The 15,401-nt window shown below is 74.9% G+C and carries 15 protein-coding genes; 1 reads left to right on the top strand and 14 read right to left on the bottom strand.

What is annotated here, in order from left to right:
• Positions 1-223: 223 nt before the first annotated feature.
• The 14 genes from AB0D45_RS12065 to AB0D45_RS12000 all read right to left on the bottom strand — a co-directional run bounded on the left by AB0D45_RS12065 (position 224) and on the right by AB0D45_RS12000 (position 14,397).
• Positions 224-451: an acyl-CoA carboxylase subunit epsilon gene (locus AB0D45_RS12065; protein ID WP_361599320.1), complete on the bottom strand. Its 228-nt coding sequence runs from the start codon at positions 449-451 to the stop codon at positions 224-226.
• 225 nt (positions 452-676) lie between these two features.
• Positions 677-1,627, bottom strand: a complete 951-nt coding sequence (locus AB0D45_RS12060; RefSeq protein WP_362457520.1) for an ACP S-malonyltransferase — start codon at positions 1,625-1,627, stop codon at positions 677-679.
• Positions 1,628-1,650: 23 nt separating this feature from the next.
• On the bottom strand, positions 1,651-2,481 hold the full coding sequence (locus tag AB0D45_RS12055; protein ID WP_362457517.1) for a 4'-phosphopantetheinyl transferase superfamily protein: 831 nt from the start codon (positions 2,479-2,481) through the stop codon (positions 1,651-1,653).
• The gene (locus AB0D45_RS12050; RefSeq protein ID WP_362457514.1) at positions 2,478-2,840 is read right to left on the bottom strand and encodes an acyl carrier protein; all 363 of its coding nucleotides are present in this window, start codon (positions 2,838-2,840) and stop codon (positions 2,478-2,480) included. The genes AB0D45_RS12055 and AB0D45_RS12050 overlap by 4 nt, the downstream gene beginning before the upstream one ends.
• A gap of 11 nt (positions 2,841-2,851) precedes the next feature.
• The gene (locus tag AB0D45_RS12045) at positions 2,852-4,306 is read right to left on the bottom strand and encodes an MFS transporter (protein WP_362457511.1); all 1,455 of its coding nucleotides are present in this window, start codon (positions 4,304-4,306) and stop codon (positions 2,852-2,854) included.
• Between the two features lie 144 nt (positions 4,307-4,450).
• Positions 4,451-6,844: an SDR family oxidoreductase gene (locus tag AB0D45_RS12040; RefSeq protein WP_362457509.1), complete on the bottom strand. Its 2,394-nt coding sequence runs from the start codon at positions 6,842-6,844 to the stop codon at positions 4,451-4,453.
• Positions 6,845-6,902: 58 nt separating this feature from the next.
• Complete coding sequence (locus AB0D45_RS12035; RefSeq protein ID WP_361599302.1) at positions 6,903-7,172, bottom strand: acyl carrier protein; 270 nt, start codon at positions 7,170-7,172, stop codon at positions 6,903-6,905.
• A 118-nt stretch (positions 7,173-7,290) separates the two neighbouring features.
• On the bottom strand, positions 7,291-8,508 hold the full coding sequence (locus AB0D45_RS12030; RefSeq protein ID WP_362457507.1) for a ketosynthase chain-length factor: 1,218 nt from the start codon (positions 8,506-8,508) through the stop codon (positions 7,291-7,293).
• Positions 8,505-9,773: a beta-ketoacyl-[acyl-carrier-protein] synthase family protein gene (locus AB0D45_RS12025; RefSeq protein ID WP_362457505.1), complete on the bottom strand. Its 1,269-nt coding sequence runs from the start codon at positions 9,771-9,773 to the stop codon at positions 8,505-8,507. Before AB0D45_RS12025 ends, AB0D45_RS12030 begins: the two co-directional genes overlap by 4 nt.
• A gap of 37 nt (positions 9,774-9,810) precedes the next feature.
• Entirely contained in the window at positions 9,811-10,140 is a 330-nt protein-coding gene (locus AB0D45_RS12020) for a TcmI family type II polyketide cyclase (protein ID WP_362457502.1), read from the bottom strand.
• A gap of 31 nt (positions 10,141-10,171) precedes the next feature.
• Complete coding sequence (locus AB0D45_RS12015) at positions 10,172-10,840, bottom strand: TetR/AcrR family transcriptional regulator C-terminal domain-containing protein (protein WP_362457499.1); 669 nt, start codon at positions 10,838-10,840, stop codon at positions 10,172-10,174.
• Between the two features lie 141 nt (positions 10,841-10,981).
• Entirely contained in the window at positions 10,982-12,451 is a 1,470-nt protein-coding gene (locus tag AB0D45_RS12010) for an FAD-dependent monooxygenase (protein WP_362457496.1), read from the bottom strand.
• Between the two features lie 257 nt (positions 12,452-12,708).
• Positions 12,709-13,557, bottom strand: coding sequence for a hypothetical protein (locus tag AB0D45_RS12005; protein WP_362457493.1), 849 nt, complete (start codon positions 13,555-13,557; stop codon positions 12,709-12,711).
• Between the two features lie 66 nt (positions 13,558-13,623).
• On the bottom strand, positions 13,624-14,397 hold the full coding sequence (locus AB0D45_RS12000; protein WP_361599282.1) for a response regulator transcription factor: 774 nt from the start codon (positions 14,395-14,397) through the stop codon (positions 13,624-13,626).
• 231 nt (positions 14,398-14,628) lie between these two features.
• Between AB0D45_RS12000 and AB0D45_RS11995 the strand changes: the two genes are divergently transcribed.
• A complete protein-coding gene (locus tag AB0D45_RS11995; RefSeq protein WP_361599279.1) occupies positions 14,629-15,243 on the top strand; it encodes a ScbR family autoregulator-binding transcription factor in 615 nt (204 codons plus the stop codon).
• Positions 15,244-15,401 lie beyond the last annotated feature (158 nt).

Genomic DNA, 15,401 nt, shown 5'->3' with positions numbered 1-15,401 from the left:
ACGGGCCGACCGGTCAGGAGTGTCCGCCCTCGAACTCCTTGACCGGGGCGATGACGATGTCGGGCGTTTCGGGAGCGGACCGCGGGGGTGTCCGCGAAGTAGCGCCGGCCGCCCGAAGGGCGGGCCCGACAACGCGGCGAGGTGCGGTGCCAGGCGTCGCAGGGCAGGCGGGACCTCGCGGACACCCCCGCGCGCCCTGGCGGGGCGCCGGCCGGACGGAGGGTCAGGCCGGGCGGGGCTCGCGCCAGCTGCGCGAGCCGTGGAAGCCGCGGGCCTGCCGGGGACAGCGCCAGCCCGCCAGGGCCGGTCCGCCGCCGGCCGTGCCGCCGTGCTGGCCCTCGTACGCCGCCGCCCGCGCGAGCACGACGGCGGTCAGCGCCGCCAGCTCCTCGGTGTCGGGGCTTCCCTTCACCACGCGGATGGCCCGGCCGGGTTCGACTCGTGTCTCCACAGTCCGCTCCTCGTCTCGTGATGCCCCGCCGGCGCTCACCGCGGCGGGTCTGACGTACGTGCGGGCGGGGACGCCGGCGTGCGGCGTCTCCAGGCAACGGATCACTACCGCACGGGTCTCGCGCGGTTCTACGAGGCCGTCCACCGGGTCGCCCCGGCCGCGTGGTGCGGGGTGCGCCGGCCGGTCCCCGTACGCGGCGGTCCGCCGCGCGGGACGGCCCCGGAGTCAGACCGCGGTGGCGGTGAGCTCGTCGACGGCCAGTGCCAGCCGGTCCGCCGTGTGCGTGCTGTGGACGCGGGCGTCCGGCAGGATCCGCCGGACCAGGCCGCCGAGCACCCGGCCCGGCCCCACCTCCACGAACCGGTCGGTCCCCGAGGCGGCGAGCGTCCCGACGGCCTCGGTCCACCGCACCGGGCTGGTGAGCTGGCCGCGCAGCGCGACGATGGCCTCGGCGGCCGTCGTCACCCACCCGCCGGTGACACCGGAGACCAGCGGCACGGCCGGGTCGCGGAACTCCGTCGCGATCAGCGTCTCGGTGAACTCGGCCTCGGCGTCGACCAGCAGGCTGGAGTGGAAGGGGCCGCCGGTCCGCAGCCACGCCACCCGCGCCCCGGCCGCCCGGGCCGCGCCGGTGGCGTGGGCCACCGCCTCGGCCTGGCCGGACACCACGGTCTGGCGGGGCTCGTTGTCCCCGGCCACCTCGACCACCTGGCCCGTGGCCGCCCGGGCCTCGGCGCACATCCGCGTCAGGTCGGTGCGGCGCAGGCCGATGACCGCCGCGGTGGCGCTGCCGACGCGGTCCCCGACCGTGGCGACGAGCTCGCCGCGGAGCCGGACCAGCCACAGGGCCTCGGTCCACTCCAGGACGCCGGCGGCCGCCAGCGCCGCGTACTCGCCCAGGCTGTGCCCGGCCACGGCGTCCGGCCGCAGGCCCTCGCCGCGCAGCACCTCCAGGACGGCCAGGCTCGTCAGGAAGATCGCCGGCTGCTCCACCGCCGGGTCCTCCAGGTCCCGGGGCGACCCCTCCAGGCAGACCCGGGCCAGCGGGAACCCGAGCAGGTCGTCGGCGGTGCGGTAGTGGGTGTCGGCGAGGTCGGGCCGCAGGGCGAGCAGCTCCTTGCCCATGCCGGCGCATGCGGAGCCCTGGCCAGGGAAGACGAAGGCGGTGCGGGTCATCCGGTCACGTCCTTACTTGCGGTTCAACTGGCGAGGACCGTGTGGTGCGGTCCGGGGGCGGCGGCGCCGCCGCACACGGGGGTGCCGGCGGCCAGCCAGGTGTCGGGCACCCACCTGACGTCGACCACCCTGGGGGCCGGCCCGGCCACGGCCACGGCGGCGGCGTGGGTGGTGTCGGCCGGGACGCCGACCATGGTCCAGCCGTCGGGGTGGCGGCCGTGGTCGGTGCCCAGGTAGTCCTCGGCGGGCGAGCGGCTCAACCCTGTCCCAAGGCCCTTGAGGAACGCTTCCTTGCGCGTCCAGATCTGGCCGAACAGCTGCCGGCGCTCCTCCCCCGGCTCGGCCGCGGCGATCTCCAGCTGCTCGTCCGGGTGCAGTGCCTTGGAGCAGATGTCCACCGTCTCGGCGCCGGGCAGTTTCTCCACGTCAACGCCGAGCGGCGTGGTGCCGACACCCACCATGGCCACGCCCCCGCTGTGCGAGAGGGAGTAGTGCAGCGGCGGCGGAGGAGGGGACAGCGCGGGACGGCCGTGCGCCTCGCCGCAGCCCGGGCAGGGCTCCCGCATGAAGCGCACGTCCTGGGGCAAGGTGGCCGTGTATCGTCCGAGCAGCCGGCGCACCGCCACGTGGGCCGCCGCGTACAGCAGGCCGTCCGACTTGCGGATGAAGGCGTCGGTGCGCTTGCGCTCCTCCGCGTCGAGCTCGCCGATCGCCAGGGCCTCGGCGTCCGCCCCGGTGGGACGGCGGATCAGCCAGAGGTCGACCCGGTCGGCGGAGAGGGTGAAGTCGGGCCGGTCGAGCCCCTGGTGGTTGACCACCGGGCGGACGGCCGGCAGCAGGGTCGTAGTGCTCATGCCGGCACCGCTGCCCCGTGCAGGTGGGCCTCGGGGCCGAACTGGCCGGCGAGGCAGTCGATGAGCTCCTGGGCGCTGTTGGCGAGCAGCAGCCGCTGGAGGTTCACGTCGACGCCGAGCGTGTTCTCCATCCGGTACTGGAGTTCGATCCCGGAGATGGAGCCGATGCCCAGGCAGCCCATGGGGCGGCCCGTGGTGTCGACGAGGTGCGGTTCGATGCCGAGGATGCGGCCGAGCTCCTCGCGCACGTACTGCTCGAGGATCCGGGTGCGCTCGCGCAGCCCGGCGGTGGCCAGCACCGTCATGTCGGGCGTGGTCATGTGGACCAGGCCGTTGTCTGTTTCGTACGTCTGTGACATGTGAAGTGTGTTCATGATGCTTTCCGGGTCGAGGCGGACGGGTGACCCCGTCCGTCCGTGGTCGGAGCCGCCGGGCGGGAGAGGGATCCGGCGGTGGTCGGGGACGGGTCGAAGGGGTGGAGCAGGCCGCGCAGGGCCACGCACGCGCCGGCCAGGCCGACTGCGGTGACCAGCCAGAGCGCCGGGCTCCGGCCGCCGGCCGCGTACAGGGCGGACGTCAGCGCGGTGGTCAGCGCCGCGCCCAGCTGGACGCAGGTCTGGTAGAGGCCGCCCGCCGCCGGCTGGAGCGCGGCCGGGACGGTGGCGGTGGCCTGGAGGTGCAGGGCCGTGAAGGCCAGCACGAAGGCGGCGCCGACGAAGGACATGGCGGGCAGCAGGTCGGCGTAGCCGACGCCGTCCGCACCGCCGTGCGGGTAGAGGGCGTAGCCGGCGGGGGCGGCGAGCGCTCCCGCCGCCACGGCCCGCGCGGGTCCCAGCCGGGCGGCGATCCGGCCCGAGTGCAGGGCGCTCAGCGCGAGCGGGGCACTGGCCGGCAGGAAGGCGAGGGCCGTCTGCCAGGAACTCCAGCCGGCCCGCCGCAGGTCGAGCGCGGCCACCAGCAGGAACCCCAGGTACGAGCCGTTGAGCGCGGCCGCCCCGAGCGCGGAGCGCAACAGTGGTGGGTGCCGCAGCAGTTCGGTGCGCAGCAGCGGGTGCGGCGCGGTGCGTTCGGCCCGTACGAGGACGGCGCCCAGCAGCAGCGCCCCCGCGAAGGCCCCGGCGGCGCGCCGCTGCTGCCCCGCCGAGCCGGCGAGGGAGGAGAGCGCGTACACCAGCAGCAGTACCGCCCCGGTCAGGGCGCTGCCCGCCACGACGGGGTGCCGGCCGAGCCGGCCGCGCGGCCCGTCCCCGTCGCGGGGGACCAGCCGCTGCCCGGCGGCGAACAGCAGCAGGGCCACGGGCGCCGGGAAGGCGATGGTCCAGCGCCAGCTGCTGCCGGTGAGCAGCCCTGAGAGCAGCAGCCCCGAGCAGAAGCCGGCGGCGCCGAAGAAGGAGTAGACGGACACCGCGCGGCGGCGCTCGGCGCCCTCGGGGACGGCGGACAGGATGATGGCGAGGCCGGTGGGCGCGGTCAGCGCCACACAGAACCCTTTCACCACGCGGGTGGCCGTCAGCAGGAGCGCGCTGTCCGTCAGCGCGCCCGCCAGCGAGGCCGCGGCGAAGGCGAGCAGCGCCGCGAGGTAGACCCGGCGGCGGCCCAGCCGCTCGACGAGCCGGCCGCCGAGCAGCAGCAGCCCGCCGAACCCGGCGGCGAAGCCGCTGACGAGCCACTGCACCCGGGTGGCGGACAGCCCCAGCCCGCTGCCGACGGAGGGCAGGGCCACCAGGGTCGCGGACACCTCCAGGGCGTCCACCAGCATGTTGGCGGCGAGGACGGACACCAGGGCCCAGCGGGCCCGGGCCCGGCCGCCGGACGGGATGTTCATCGGGGTCTGCACGCTCGCGTTTCGGAAGAGAAGGAGGACGGGGAGAAGGGGGCGGGCGGCCCGGGGAGGAATCCCCGCGCCGCCCGCCCGCCGCCGGCGCGGCGCGTGGGATGGTGCGCCGGCGGGGTCTTGGAGCGGCCGGCGTCAGCCGAGGAGCGTGCCGCCGGTGGCGTCGACGAAGGAGCCGGTGATCCAGCGCGCCTCGTCGGTGGCCAGGAACGCCACCACGTCGGCGACGTCCTCCGGCTCGCCGACCCGGTTGAAGGCGGACAGGCCGGCCATCTGCTCGACGGCCTCGGGGATGTCGAAGACCGGACTGCCGTTGCGGGTGATGCCGGGCGCCACCGAGTTGATGGTGATGCCCCGGGGGCCGAGGGCCTTCGCGAAGTGCAGCGCGAGCTGTTCGAGCGCGCCCTTGCTCATCGCGTACGCGATCTCGTCCGGGTTCGCGAACCGGGTCAGGCCGGAGGAGATGTTGATGATCCGGCCGCCGTCGGGCATGTTCCGCAGCGCCCGCTGGATCAGGAAGAACGGCGCCTTGGCGTTGACGGCGAAGATCCGGTCGAACTGCTCGGGGGTGACCTCTTCCGCCGGGACACCGCCCATCACCCCGGCGTTGTTGACCAGGATGTGCAGGTCGGTGGAGCCGGTACGGTCCAGCAGCTCGCCCTCCAGCGCGGTGAACAGGGTCTCCACGTCCCCGTCGACGCCCAGTTCGGTCCGCAGCGCGAAGGCGCGGCCGCCGTCCTTCTCGACCGAGGCGACCACCTCGTGGGCGGCCGCCTCGTCCCGGTGGTAGTGGACGGCGACCAGCGCGCCCTCCTCCGCCAGCCGCATCGCGGCCGCCCGGCCCATGCCCCGGCTCGAACCGGTGACCAGCGCGGTGCGGCCCGTGAGCCGCTCCGCGCCGGCGCCGCCGCGCCCCGGCGCCGCCGCGTGCGCCGTGAGCGACGCGGCCGGGACGCCGGCAGCGGCAGGGGCAGGGGCGGTCACCGCCGCCGCCGGCCGGGCGGCGGGCTCCCCGGCCCGTTCGGGCCCGAACCAGCGGCCGAGCGCCGCGGTCAGCGGACCGGCGTCCGGACCGTCGGCCCAGACCACGTGCCCGTCGGGGCGTACGAGTACGGCGGCCGGCTCCTCGCCGGCCCCGCCCGCCACCGAGGCGGCGGCCACCGTACGCACCCGGCCGGCCCAGGGCGCCGCCGCCCCGGCGAGTTCGGCCCGGCGGGCCTCCCCGCCCGGGGGCAGGAGCAGCAGGCCCCGCCCCGGGCGCAGCAGTTCGAAGGTGTCGGTGCGGCCCTCGGCGGTGGTGACCTCCCAGTGCGGCACCCGCAGGCCGAGCAGCCCGGAGCCGGAGCCGCCGTCGCCGTCGCCGTCGCCGTCCGTACCGCCGACGGCGTGGCGCACCGAGAGGCCCGAGACCAGCCCGGCCAGGTGCGTCCGTACGTTCTCACTGGCGGTCAGCTCGGTGAACACCTCCCGGACCGCGTCCACCTCGGTGCCGCCGAGCAGCAGCAGCGCCTGGGTGCGGATGTTGCTCTGGACGGCCTGGCCGACCGGGTGCCGTTCCTCGTGGTAGCTGTCGAGCAGTTCCTCGGTCCCGTGGCCGGCGACGCGGGCGCCGAGCTTCCAGCCGAGGTTGAAGGCGTCCTGCAGCCCGAGGTTGAGGGACTGCCCGCCGATCGGCATCTGCCGGTGCGCCGCGTCGCCGGCGAGCAGCAGCGGACCCCGGCGGTACTCGGCGGCCTGCCGGGAGGCGTCGCCGAAGGAGTTGACCCACAGCGGGGTGCCGGCGCCGATGTCCTCGCCGGTGATGCGCTTCCAGGTGTCGGCCACCTCCTCGAAGGAGGGCTGCCCGGGCCGGGGGCGCGCCCCGAACTCGTGCACCATCACCCGGGTCACCCCGTCGGGCCTGCGGGCCGCGACGACCAGGCCGCCCTCCAGCCGCTGGAAGCGGCGGCCGGGGATGTCGATGCCGGCCACGTCGGCGCGCAGCAGTTCGCGTTCGGCGTCGGTGCCGGGGAAGCCGAAGCCGCCCAGGCGCCGCACGGTGCTGTCCTCGCCGTCGCAGCCCACGAGGTGGCCGGCCCGGAAGGCCAGCTCCTCGCCGCCCTCGCCCCGTACGGTGGCCAGCACTCCGTCGGCCGTCGTGGTCAGGGCGGTCAGCTCGTGGCCGCGCCGGATGTCCGCGCCCAGGTCGGCCGCCCATTCCCCGAGGACTTCCTCCAGGCGGGTCTGGGCGACCTTCCACTGCCCCGGGTAGGGGCCGGGCAGGGCGAGGTCGAGGGGGATGCCCCCGAAGTGGCCGGCGTTCTCGCGCGGTACGTCGCCGAGCCGTTCCAGCAGGCCGCGGCTGTCGAGGATCTCCATGGTGCGGGCGTGCAGGGTCGACGCCCGCGACGCGGTGGCCGGGGCGGTGAGCGTGTCGAGCACCACCACGTCCGCACCCGCCAGCCGGAGTTCTCCGGCGAGCAGCAGTCCGACGGGGCCCGCGCCGACCACGAGCACCTGGGTCTCGGTGCAGTCCTGATCGATGGCCATGGGCGTACTCCCTCTCTGTGGGCGGGGGTGGGGGCGGAGTGGTGGCGTCAGGGGCGCGTCAGGCGCTGACGGTGACCTTGAGGCTCGCGTTGACGGCCTCGACGAGGGAGCGCGGGGTGCTGTTGTCGGCGAAGATGTCGTCGTCGAGGGTGATGCCGAACTCGCGCTCGATGCGCCCGCCGGTCTCCAGGAGCGCCAGCGACTCGTAGCCCAGGGACTCGAAGTCGGTGTCGAGGATGTCGCCGTCGAGGTCGACCCCCTCGTCGGCGCCGGCGCCCTCCAGGAGGATGCGCTTGAGGTCGTCGAAGGTGAATTCCTGCTTGGACACGGGTGGGTCCCTTCATCGGTCGTTCCGCATCCGGGGAGTCCGGCTGCGGGGGTTCTGTCGCGCTGTGCCCTCGGACCGCCTGCGCCTGCGGTCGGCGGCGCGCACCCACGGGGCGTCCTCAGTCGACGGCGCGCACCACGGCGGCGGCGTTGAAGCCGCCGCTGCCCCGGGCGAGGACGAGTGCGGTGTGCACCGAGGCGGTGCGCGGCCGCACCGCCACCAGGTCGATGTCGTGGGCCGGCGAGAGCTCCACGTTGGTGGTCGGCGGGATCAGGCCCTCGCGCATGGCGAGGACGGCGCAGACCACGTCGATCGGCGCGCCGCCCGCGGAGATCCGCCCGGTCATCGTCTTGGGGGCGGTGACCGGCACCCCGCGCGGGCCGAAGACGGCGGTGATGGCCTCGGCCTCCTCGCGGTCGAGCCGCGGGACGCCCGCGCCGTCGGCGAAGACCACGTCGACCTCCGCCGGGTGGCAGCCGGCGTCGGCGAGCGCCGCGTCGATGGCGCGGCGCAGGCCGGGCGGACGGCCGCTGCCCGGCCGCGGGTCGAGGGTGGCCCCGTAGCCGGCGAACTCGGCGTAGACGTTGCGCGCGCCGCGGGCGCGGGCGCTGTCCTCGTCCTCCAGGACGAGCATGGCGCCGCCCTCGCCCGGTACGTAGCCGCGTGCGGCCTCGTCGAAGGGCAGGTAGGCGCGCTCGGGTTCGTCACTGGTGGAGAGGGACCCGCCGGCCAGGTGCGCGGCCCAGCCCAGCGAGCAGATGGAGGCGTCGAAGCCGCCGGTGGCGATCAGCCGGCTGCCCTTGCCGAGCCGGCGCCGGGCGTGGGCGAGGGCGTCGAGGCCGCTCGTCTGGTCGCCGACGAAGACCCCGGTGGGCCCGCGCAGGTCGTTGCGTACGGAGATCTGCCCGCTGTTGACGGCGTAGAACCAGGCGAAGGACTGGTACGCGCTGACGTGCTTGGCGCCCCGGCTCCAGAGCTTGCGCAGCTCGTTCTCGCCGAATGCGAGGCCTCCCGACCCGGCGGCGGTGACCACGCCCATGTCGCAGGGGTGGATGTCGCCCGGGGCGATCCCGGCGTCCTCGAAGGCGCAGTCGGCGGCGACGAGGGCGAGCTGGGTCACCCGGTCGGTCTGCGGTACGAGCCGGCCGGGCAGGTGGTCCTTGGGGTCGAAGCCGTGGATCTCCCCGGCCAGGCGGGCGGGGTAGGAGGAGGCGTCGAAGCGGGTGACGGGCCCGATGGCGTTCTTGCCGACGCGGGTCGCCGCCCAGAAGTCCTCCACCCCGAGTCCGCTGGGGGCGGCCACACCGATGCCGGTGACCAGGGTCCTGGCGCTCATGCGGTCCTCCTGTCGGGCCGGGCCAGCACCATCGCGCTCTGGAACCCGCCGAAGCCGCTGCCCACGGTCAGGACGGCGTCGGTGCGGTGCTCCCGCGCGACGAGCGGGACGTAGTCGAGGTCGCACTGGGGATCGCGGATGCGCAGGTTCGCGGTGGGCGGCACCACGTGGTGCTCCATCGCGAGGACGGACGCGGCGATCTCCATGGAGCCGACGGAGCCCAGCGAGTGCCCGATCATCGACTTGATCGAGCTCACGGGGGTCCGGTAGGCGTGCGGGCCCAGGGCCAGCCGGTACGCGGCCGTCTCGTGGGTGTCGTTCTGCCGGGTGCCGGAGCCGTGGGCGTTGACGTAGTCGACGTCGGCGGGCCCGAGCCTGGCCTCGTCCAGGGCGACGGTGATGGCCTCCGCCAGCTCCCGGCCGTCGGGGCGCAGTCCCGTCATGTGGAAGGCGCTGGAGCGGGAGGCGTAGCCGGCCACCTCGGCGTAGAGGTGCGCGCCGCGGGCGCGGGCGCTCTCCAGCTCCTCCAGGACGAACACCGCCGCGCCCTCGCCGAGGACGAATCCCCTGCGGGTGGCGTCGAAGGGCCTGGAGGCGCGCTCCGGGTCGTCGTTGAGGGAGGTCGTCGCCTTGATCGCGTCGAAGCACGCCAGGGTGAGCGGCGTGATCGGGGCGTCGGTGGCGCCGGTGACCATGACGTCGGCGCTGCCCTCGCGGATGAGGTCGGCGGCGTGCGCGACCGAGTCGATCCCGGAGGTGCAGCCGGAGGAGACCACCGCGGCCGGCCCTTCCGCGCCGACGGCCCAGGCCACCTCGGTGGCGAAGGAGCCGGGCACGAAGTGGTCGTGGAGGTGCTGCGGCGCGCTCTGGTGGTCGACGGCCGTGAGCCGGCCGTCGAGGCTGGCCGCGCGGTACGCCTTGTCGAGGCTGCCGACGGCTCCCACCCCGGTGCCGATGCTGACGCCCGTGCGGTACGGGTCCAGGGCGGCGAAGTCGATGCCGCTGTCCTCGACCGCCTCGCGGGCTGCCACCACCCCGAACTGGGCGGCGCGGTCCATGCGCCGGATCTCCTCCTGCGTCAGCCCGTGCAGCTCCGGGAGGAAGTCGGCCTCGGCGGCCACCCTGCTGCGGAAGGGGGAGGCGTCGAAGTGGGTGATCTCCCGGGTGGCGGTGCGCCCCGAGCTCAGCAGCTCCCAGAACTCGCGGACCCCGATGCCTCCCGGCGCCAGTACCCCGATGCCTGTGACGACTACCCGGCGGGCCACGAGCGGTGCCCTCCTGTCATGTCTGCGGTGTCGGGCATCACTCCGTCGCCGTCCAGTCGTAGAAGCGCGTGGCCATCGCGTCGGCCGGGGAGCGCCAGGTCTCCGGGTCGTACGGCTGGATGAAGGGCTGGAGCTCGTAGCTGATCTGCATGAACCGGGGGTCGTTGCGGGACTCCTGGATGCGCTCGCCGCCGTCGTCCTCGGCGAAGTCCTGGAGGTGGAAGTAGAGCCCGTTGTACGAGAACAGCCGCCGGCGCAGCGTGCCCATGCGCCGTGGCATGTCGGTCTTGTCGAACTCGGCGAAGAGCTTGGCCACCTCGGCGCTCGAGCGGACGTCCATCCGCGCCACGATCAGGTTGCTGTGCATGTTTTCTACTCTCTCCAGGGATTCGGCGGGGTCAGCGGGAGGCGGGCGGGCCGTAGAGCCTGATGAAGTCGTCGACTCCGTCGGCGATGAGCGCGTCCTCCTCGTGGCGCCCGAGCGGCAGCGCGCCGTGGAAGGAGCGCTGCACGACGGACGAGGGGACCAGCAGGATGAAGCGTTCCGCCGCCTGGTCGGCGTCGGTGATCTCGAGCAGGCCCCGGCCGGCGACCTGCTCCAGCCGGCGGGCCAGCGCGCGGCGGGCCTGGCGGGGGCCGGTGGCCTGCCACTTGTCGACGGCCCCGGCGGGCAGGGTGGTGACCTCGGCGCTGATGTGCCGGACGATCGCGAAGTGCTCGCGGAAGGCCTCCAGCGGCGCCAGCCAGGCCCGGCCCAGCCCGATCAGGTCCTCGCGCAGGTCGCCGGTCTCCGCGAGGTGGCTCTCGGCCACGGCCGTGAGGCAAGCCGCGACGGAGGCGGAGCTGTCCAGCAGGACGCCCAGCAGCAGCTGTTCGTGGTCGGGGAAGTGCCGTCCCACGGCGTCCGGCGCCACTCCGGCCTCGGCGGCCGTGGCCTCGGCGGTGCAGCGCCTCCAGCCCTCGCGGGCCAGGACGGTCCGGGCCGCCCGTACGACGGCGCGTCGCTCCCTGTCCGGGCCGGCCGGGCCGGCCGGGACGCGCTCGATCGTTGCTCGGGGCGTTGCCATGTGTGGTTCCTCCGGTTGACGTTCTGGTCCGGCCGCCGGATGAGCCGGCCGCCAGGGGTGTGCCGGCCGCCCGGGGGTGCGTCGGCCGCCAGGGGTGCGCGCCGGCCCTCGGGGAGTCCCGCGGTCAGGGGGAGCCCGGCCTCAGGGAGTCCCGAACCAGCGCTCGAGCGCCATCGGCAGGTCGTGGTGGCTGCCGGGCGCGGCCCATGCCACGTACCCGTCGGGCCGGATCAGCAGGGCGGTGGTCCCGTGCAGCCCGTCGGCCTCCGACGGCGCCTCCCGCGGCCGGGCGGTGACGGTGTCGACCCGCTCCGCCCAGGCTGCGGCGCGCTGGCGCAGCCGGGGGTTGTCGGCCAGGTCGAGGAGCACCCCGCGGGCGGGGTGCAGCAGTTCGGTGCTGGAGGTGGGGCCGCCGGCCGCGGCCAGTTCCAGGTGGGGCATGCGCCGGCCGAGCAGCGGGTGGCCGCCCCTGCCGACGTCGTAGGTGATCTCCAGGCCGGTCACCATGGCGGCGAGGTGGCGGGCCACGTCCTCGTACGCCATGAGTTCCCGCAGGGAGTCGCGCAGCGGCTGCACCTCCGCGCCGCTCAGGAACAGCAGCCCCTGGGCCCGGGTGTTCATCAGCAGCCGCCTGCCGACGGGGTGGCGCTCGCCGTGGTAGGTGTCGAGCAGGCCGAGCGGGGCGCGGCCGAGCACGACCGAGGCGAGCTTCCAGCCGAGGTTGACGGCGTCCTGGATCCCGGTGTTCATGCCCTGCCCGCCGGCGGGCAGGTGGATGTGCGCGGCGTCGCCGGCCAGCAGCACCCGGCCGCGCCGGTACTCGGTGACCTGCCGTGCCGCGTCGCCGAAGGCGCTCACCCACACCGGCTCTGCGGCCGATATGTCCTCGCCGGTCAGCCGCTGCCAGGCGGCCGCGACCTCCTCGAAGGGCGGCGGGCCCTCGCGCCGGCGCGGCGGTGTGCCGCGCTCGCAGACGACGATGCGGGTGGTGCCGCCGGGCAGCGGGCCCACCATCACCATGCCGCCGGGCAGGGTCTCGCCGATCATGCGGGGCTTGAGCTCGATGCCCTCGATGTCGGCGAGGTACATCTCCATGGTGGCCGCCGAGCCGGGGAAGTCGAAGCCGGCCGCCTTGCGCACGGTGCTGCGCCCGCCGTCGCAGCCGACCAGCCAGCCGGTGCGCAGGGTGTGCGTCCCGTCCGGGCCGCGGACCTCGACGTCGACGCCCTCGCCGTCGTCGCGTACGGAGAGCACCTCGTGGCCGCGCCGGATGTCGGCGCCCAGGGCGGTGGCCCATTCCTCGAGGTGGGTCTCGGTGACGGACTGGGGCACGGTCTTGGCGGCCTGGCAGGCGCCGTCGAGCACGCCGAAGTCCAGGGGCAGCCCGCCGAAGTGGCCCAGCGTGCTCCGTTCGATCTCGCCGAAGCGCGCGAGCAGGCCGCGCTGGTCGAAGGTCTCCAGCGTGCGCGTGGTGAAGCCGAGCCCGCGGGATTCGCCTGTACGCCGGTCAAGGCGTTCCAGGACGACGACGGCGACTCCCGCCAGCCGCAGTTCCCCGGCGAGCATCATGCCCGCGGGACCCGCGCCGACGACGATCACAGGGGCGTCCATCGCGTCTCCTTGAATTCGCCTCCGGAGACAGTGCACCGGATCTTGACTACAAGGTTCTTCGGACGCGAGCGGCCGTTCAATGGCGCTGGATTCAGGAGTAGGTCAGGTTCCACAAGGCCCGGTCCGGTGCGTCGGAGGGCGGCCAAGGGAATGTCAAACACCGGTCAGACGCCTGGATCCGGGTCCTACCGGATGCCGTGCGGACCGCTGCGGGGTGCTGCTCGGTCTTCTGCCGCGCGTGCGGCTATGACGGGGGGTCAGGTGCGCGCCGCCGCCCGCCGGGCGAAGCAGTCGCGCACATCGCTCTCGTTGTAGTACGTGCGCCCCGCGCGGTTGCGCCGCCGCCAGCGGCCCTCGCTCGCCAGCCGGTAGACGGTGCCCGTCGGCGTCTGCCACAGCTGCGCGATGTCGGCCGCGGTCAGCCAGCGCTCGGTGGCCGCGGCCGCGGGGGCGCCGCCTTCGCGCGCGGAGTCCATGGAGCGGCTGAGCGCGCTCCACTGGTCGCTGGTCCAGCGGTGGGCCGCATCGGCGGCGCAGACGATCGCCGGTGCGTCGGCCCGCGCCCCGGCGCGTACGGCGAGGGTCAGGGCGCCGGAGCAGCCGGACTCGGGGCAGTCGCCGAGGCGGATGCTGCGGGCGGGGTCGGGGAAGGCGGCGCGGCGGCCGGCCCGTACCAGCCGGGCGATCTCCCCGCTGGCCTCGCCGGCCGCGGCGTGGGCGGCGAGCCAGGCGGCGTTGCGCCCCAGGAAGGCTGTGAGCGCGGCGACGGTGCGCGGCGGCGGGGTGAGGCCGCGTTCCTGGGCGACCAGGCCGCTCCAGGAGCCCAGTACGGAGACCATGCGGGCGCGTACGTCGGCGGCGGCCCCGTTGAAGGGCAGCCCGGGCAGTTCCCCGCCGCTGGTGCGCTCGCGCAGGCTGCCGGGAGCCGCGCCGCCCAGGACCCGGCCGCACTCCTCGTACAGGTGCGCCAGCTCCGCGAGGCCCGCGGTGAGGTGCTCCGCGCAGGACCGGCACAGCCGGCTGCCGTCGGTGGTACGCCTGCGGGCCCTGCCGCCGGTGTGGCCGGTGCGGCAGCCCTCCCCCTGGCACAGCGCCGTCACGGCCATGCTCGTTCCCCCCTCGGCTTGCGTCGTACTCGGCGGTCTCCCCCGCGGCGGTGCGCGGGGCCGGGTTCAGGCGCCCTGGCCGAACCGGAAGCCGACGCCGCGGATCGTGATGATCCAGCCGGCGCCGATCTTGTTGCGCAGCGTGCTCACGTGCGTGTCCACGGTCCGGCGGGACCAGGAGTCGCCCCAGACCTGCTGCATCAGCGTCTTGCGCGGGATGACGGTGTCGGGGTGGGAGGCGAGGAGGTAGAGCATGTCGAACTCCTTGCGCGTGGTCTCGACGGGCTCCCCGTTCAAGGTGACCTCGCGCGTTCCCGCGTCGATCCGCAGCGGCCCGCAGCTGATGGTGGCCGCGGCGGGCCGGGCCGGGCGCGCCCGGCGCATGACCGCTTCCATCCGCGCCATCAGCTCGCGGAAGCCGTACGGCTTGACCAGGTAGTCGTCCGCGCCCGCCTGGAGGCCGAGGACCCGGTCCAGCTCGCTGCCCCGGGCGGTGACCGCTATCACCGGGATCTCGTGGGCCGCGCGGATGCCCCGGCAGACCTCCAGCCCGTCCAGGTCGGGGAGTTCCAGGTCCAGCAGGACGAGGTCGGCGTCGGCGTAGCCGCGCAGGGCCTCGCTGCCGGTGCCGACGATGTCGACCTCGTGTCCGTGGCGGCGCAGGCCGCGTGCGAGGGTCTCGGCCTCCATCGTGCTGCTCTCCACGATGAGGATCCGCCACAGGGCCGACTGCGCCGGCGCGTGCTGTGGCGCCCTGAGACCCTCGGCCGGCAGGAACCCCCCGTTGACTCCCGCGGCGGCTGTGTGAGGTTCCAGTACAGCGATGGTCCGCTGGTTCATCTGCCCCCCTCCCTCAAGCTCGGTTGAGCTAACGTCAACGAAGATACAAACCGCTTCGTCGGTTTGTCAAAGCCCCTAAATCCCGGCAAGGTTAGCGATAAATGGACTAAATCGGGCCACCGGAGGGCAGGACTCGCCGTCAAACAAGCCAAGAACGGGCACGTCAGCGACGTTCCCATACCAACGGCGCGGTTTAATAATGGAAGGAAACTGATACAGGAGCTATGCGTGATGAAACAAGAACGCGCCGTCCGGACCCGTCATGCACTGATCGAGTCAGCCGCGACCGTGTTCGGACGGCGCGGTTACGCCGAGGCGACGCTGAGCATGATCAGCGTCGGCGCCGGGGTGAGCCCGGGCGCGCTGCACTTCCACTTCGAGAACAAGGCGGCGGTGGCCGCGGCCGTCGAGGCCGCCGGGGCCGCGGCCCTGCGGGCGGCCGCCCGCGAGGTGTACGCGCAGCGGACGTCCGCCCTCCAGGCCCTGGCCGACAGCTCGCAGGCGCTCGCCGGACTGCTCCTGACCGACCCCGTGGCCCGGGCCGGCTTCAGGCTGGGCCGGGAGCCGGCGTACACCTCGTCCTACGCCCTGCCCCGGGAGTGGCACGAGTACGTGCACCGGCTGCTGGCGGAGGCCGCCGAGGAGGGCGCCCTGCTGCCCGGCCTCAACCACCGCAGCGTCGCGGCGACGGTGGTGGCGGCCACCCTCGGCTTCGAGGCCCTCGGCCGCGACGACCCGCAGTGGCTCGCGCCGCGCACCCTGGCGGGCTTCTGGCGGGTGGTCATGCCCTGTCTGGCCGCCCCCGCCACCCTGAGGAGACTCGACACCGCCGGGCGCGGGAGCTGAGCCACGCGGAAGGCCCGCCACCGCGGGACGACAACGGTGGCGGGCCTCTCCCGCCCCGGGGGCCACCCCGGACCGCCCGCAGGCCCGCGGCGCCTCACACCGACCGCAGGGCCCTGACGGCATCACCTCACGTCCCGGACCGCCCGCAGGCCCGCCGC

The sequence above is a fragment of the Streptomyces sp. NPDC048352 genome (genome assembly GCF_040651895.1).
Taxonomy (GTDB): domain Bacteria; phylum Actinomycetota; class Actinomycetes; order Streptomycetales; family Streptomycetaceae; genus Streptomyces.
The sequence above is the reverse complement of the archived record's forward strand: the minus strand, read 5'-3'. Positions and strand labels throughout refer to the sequence as shown.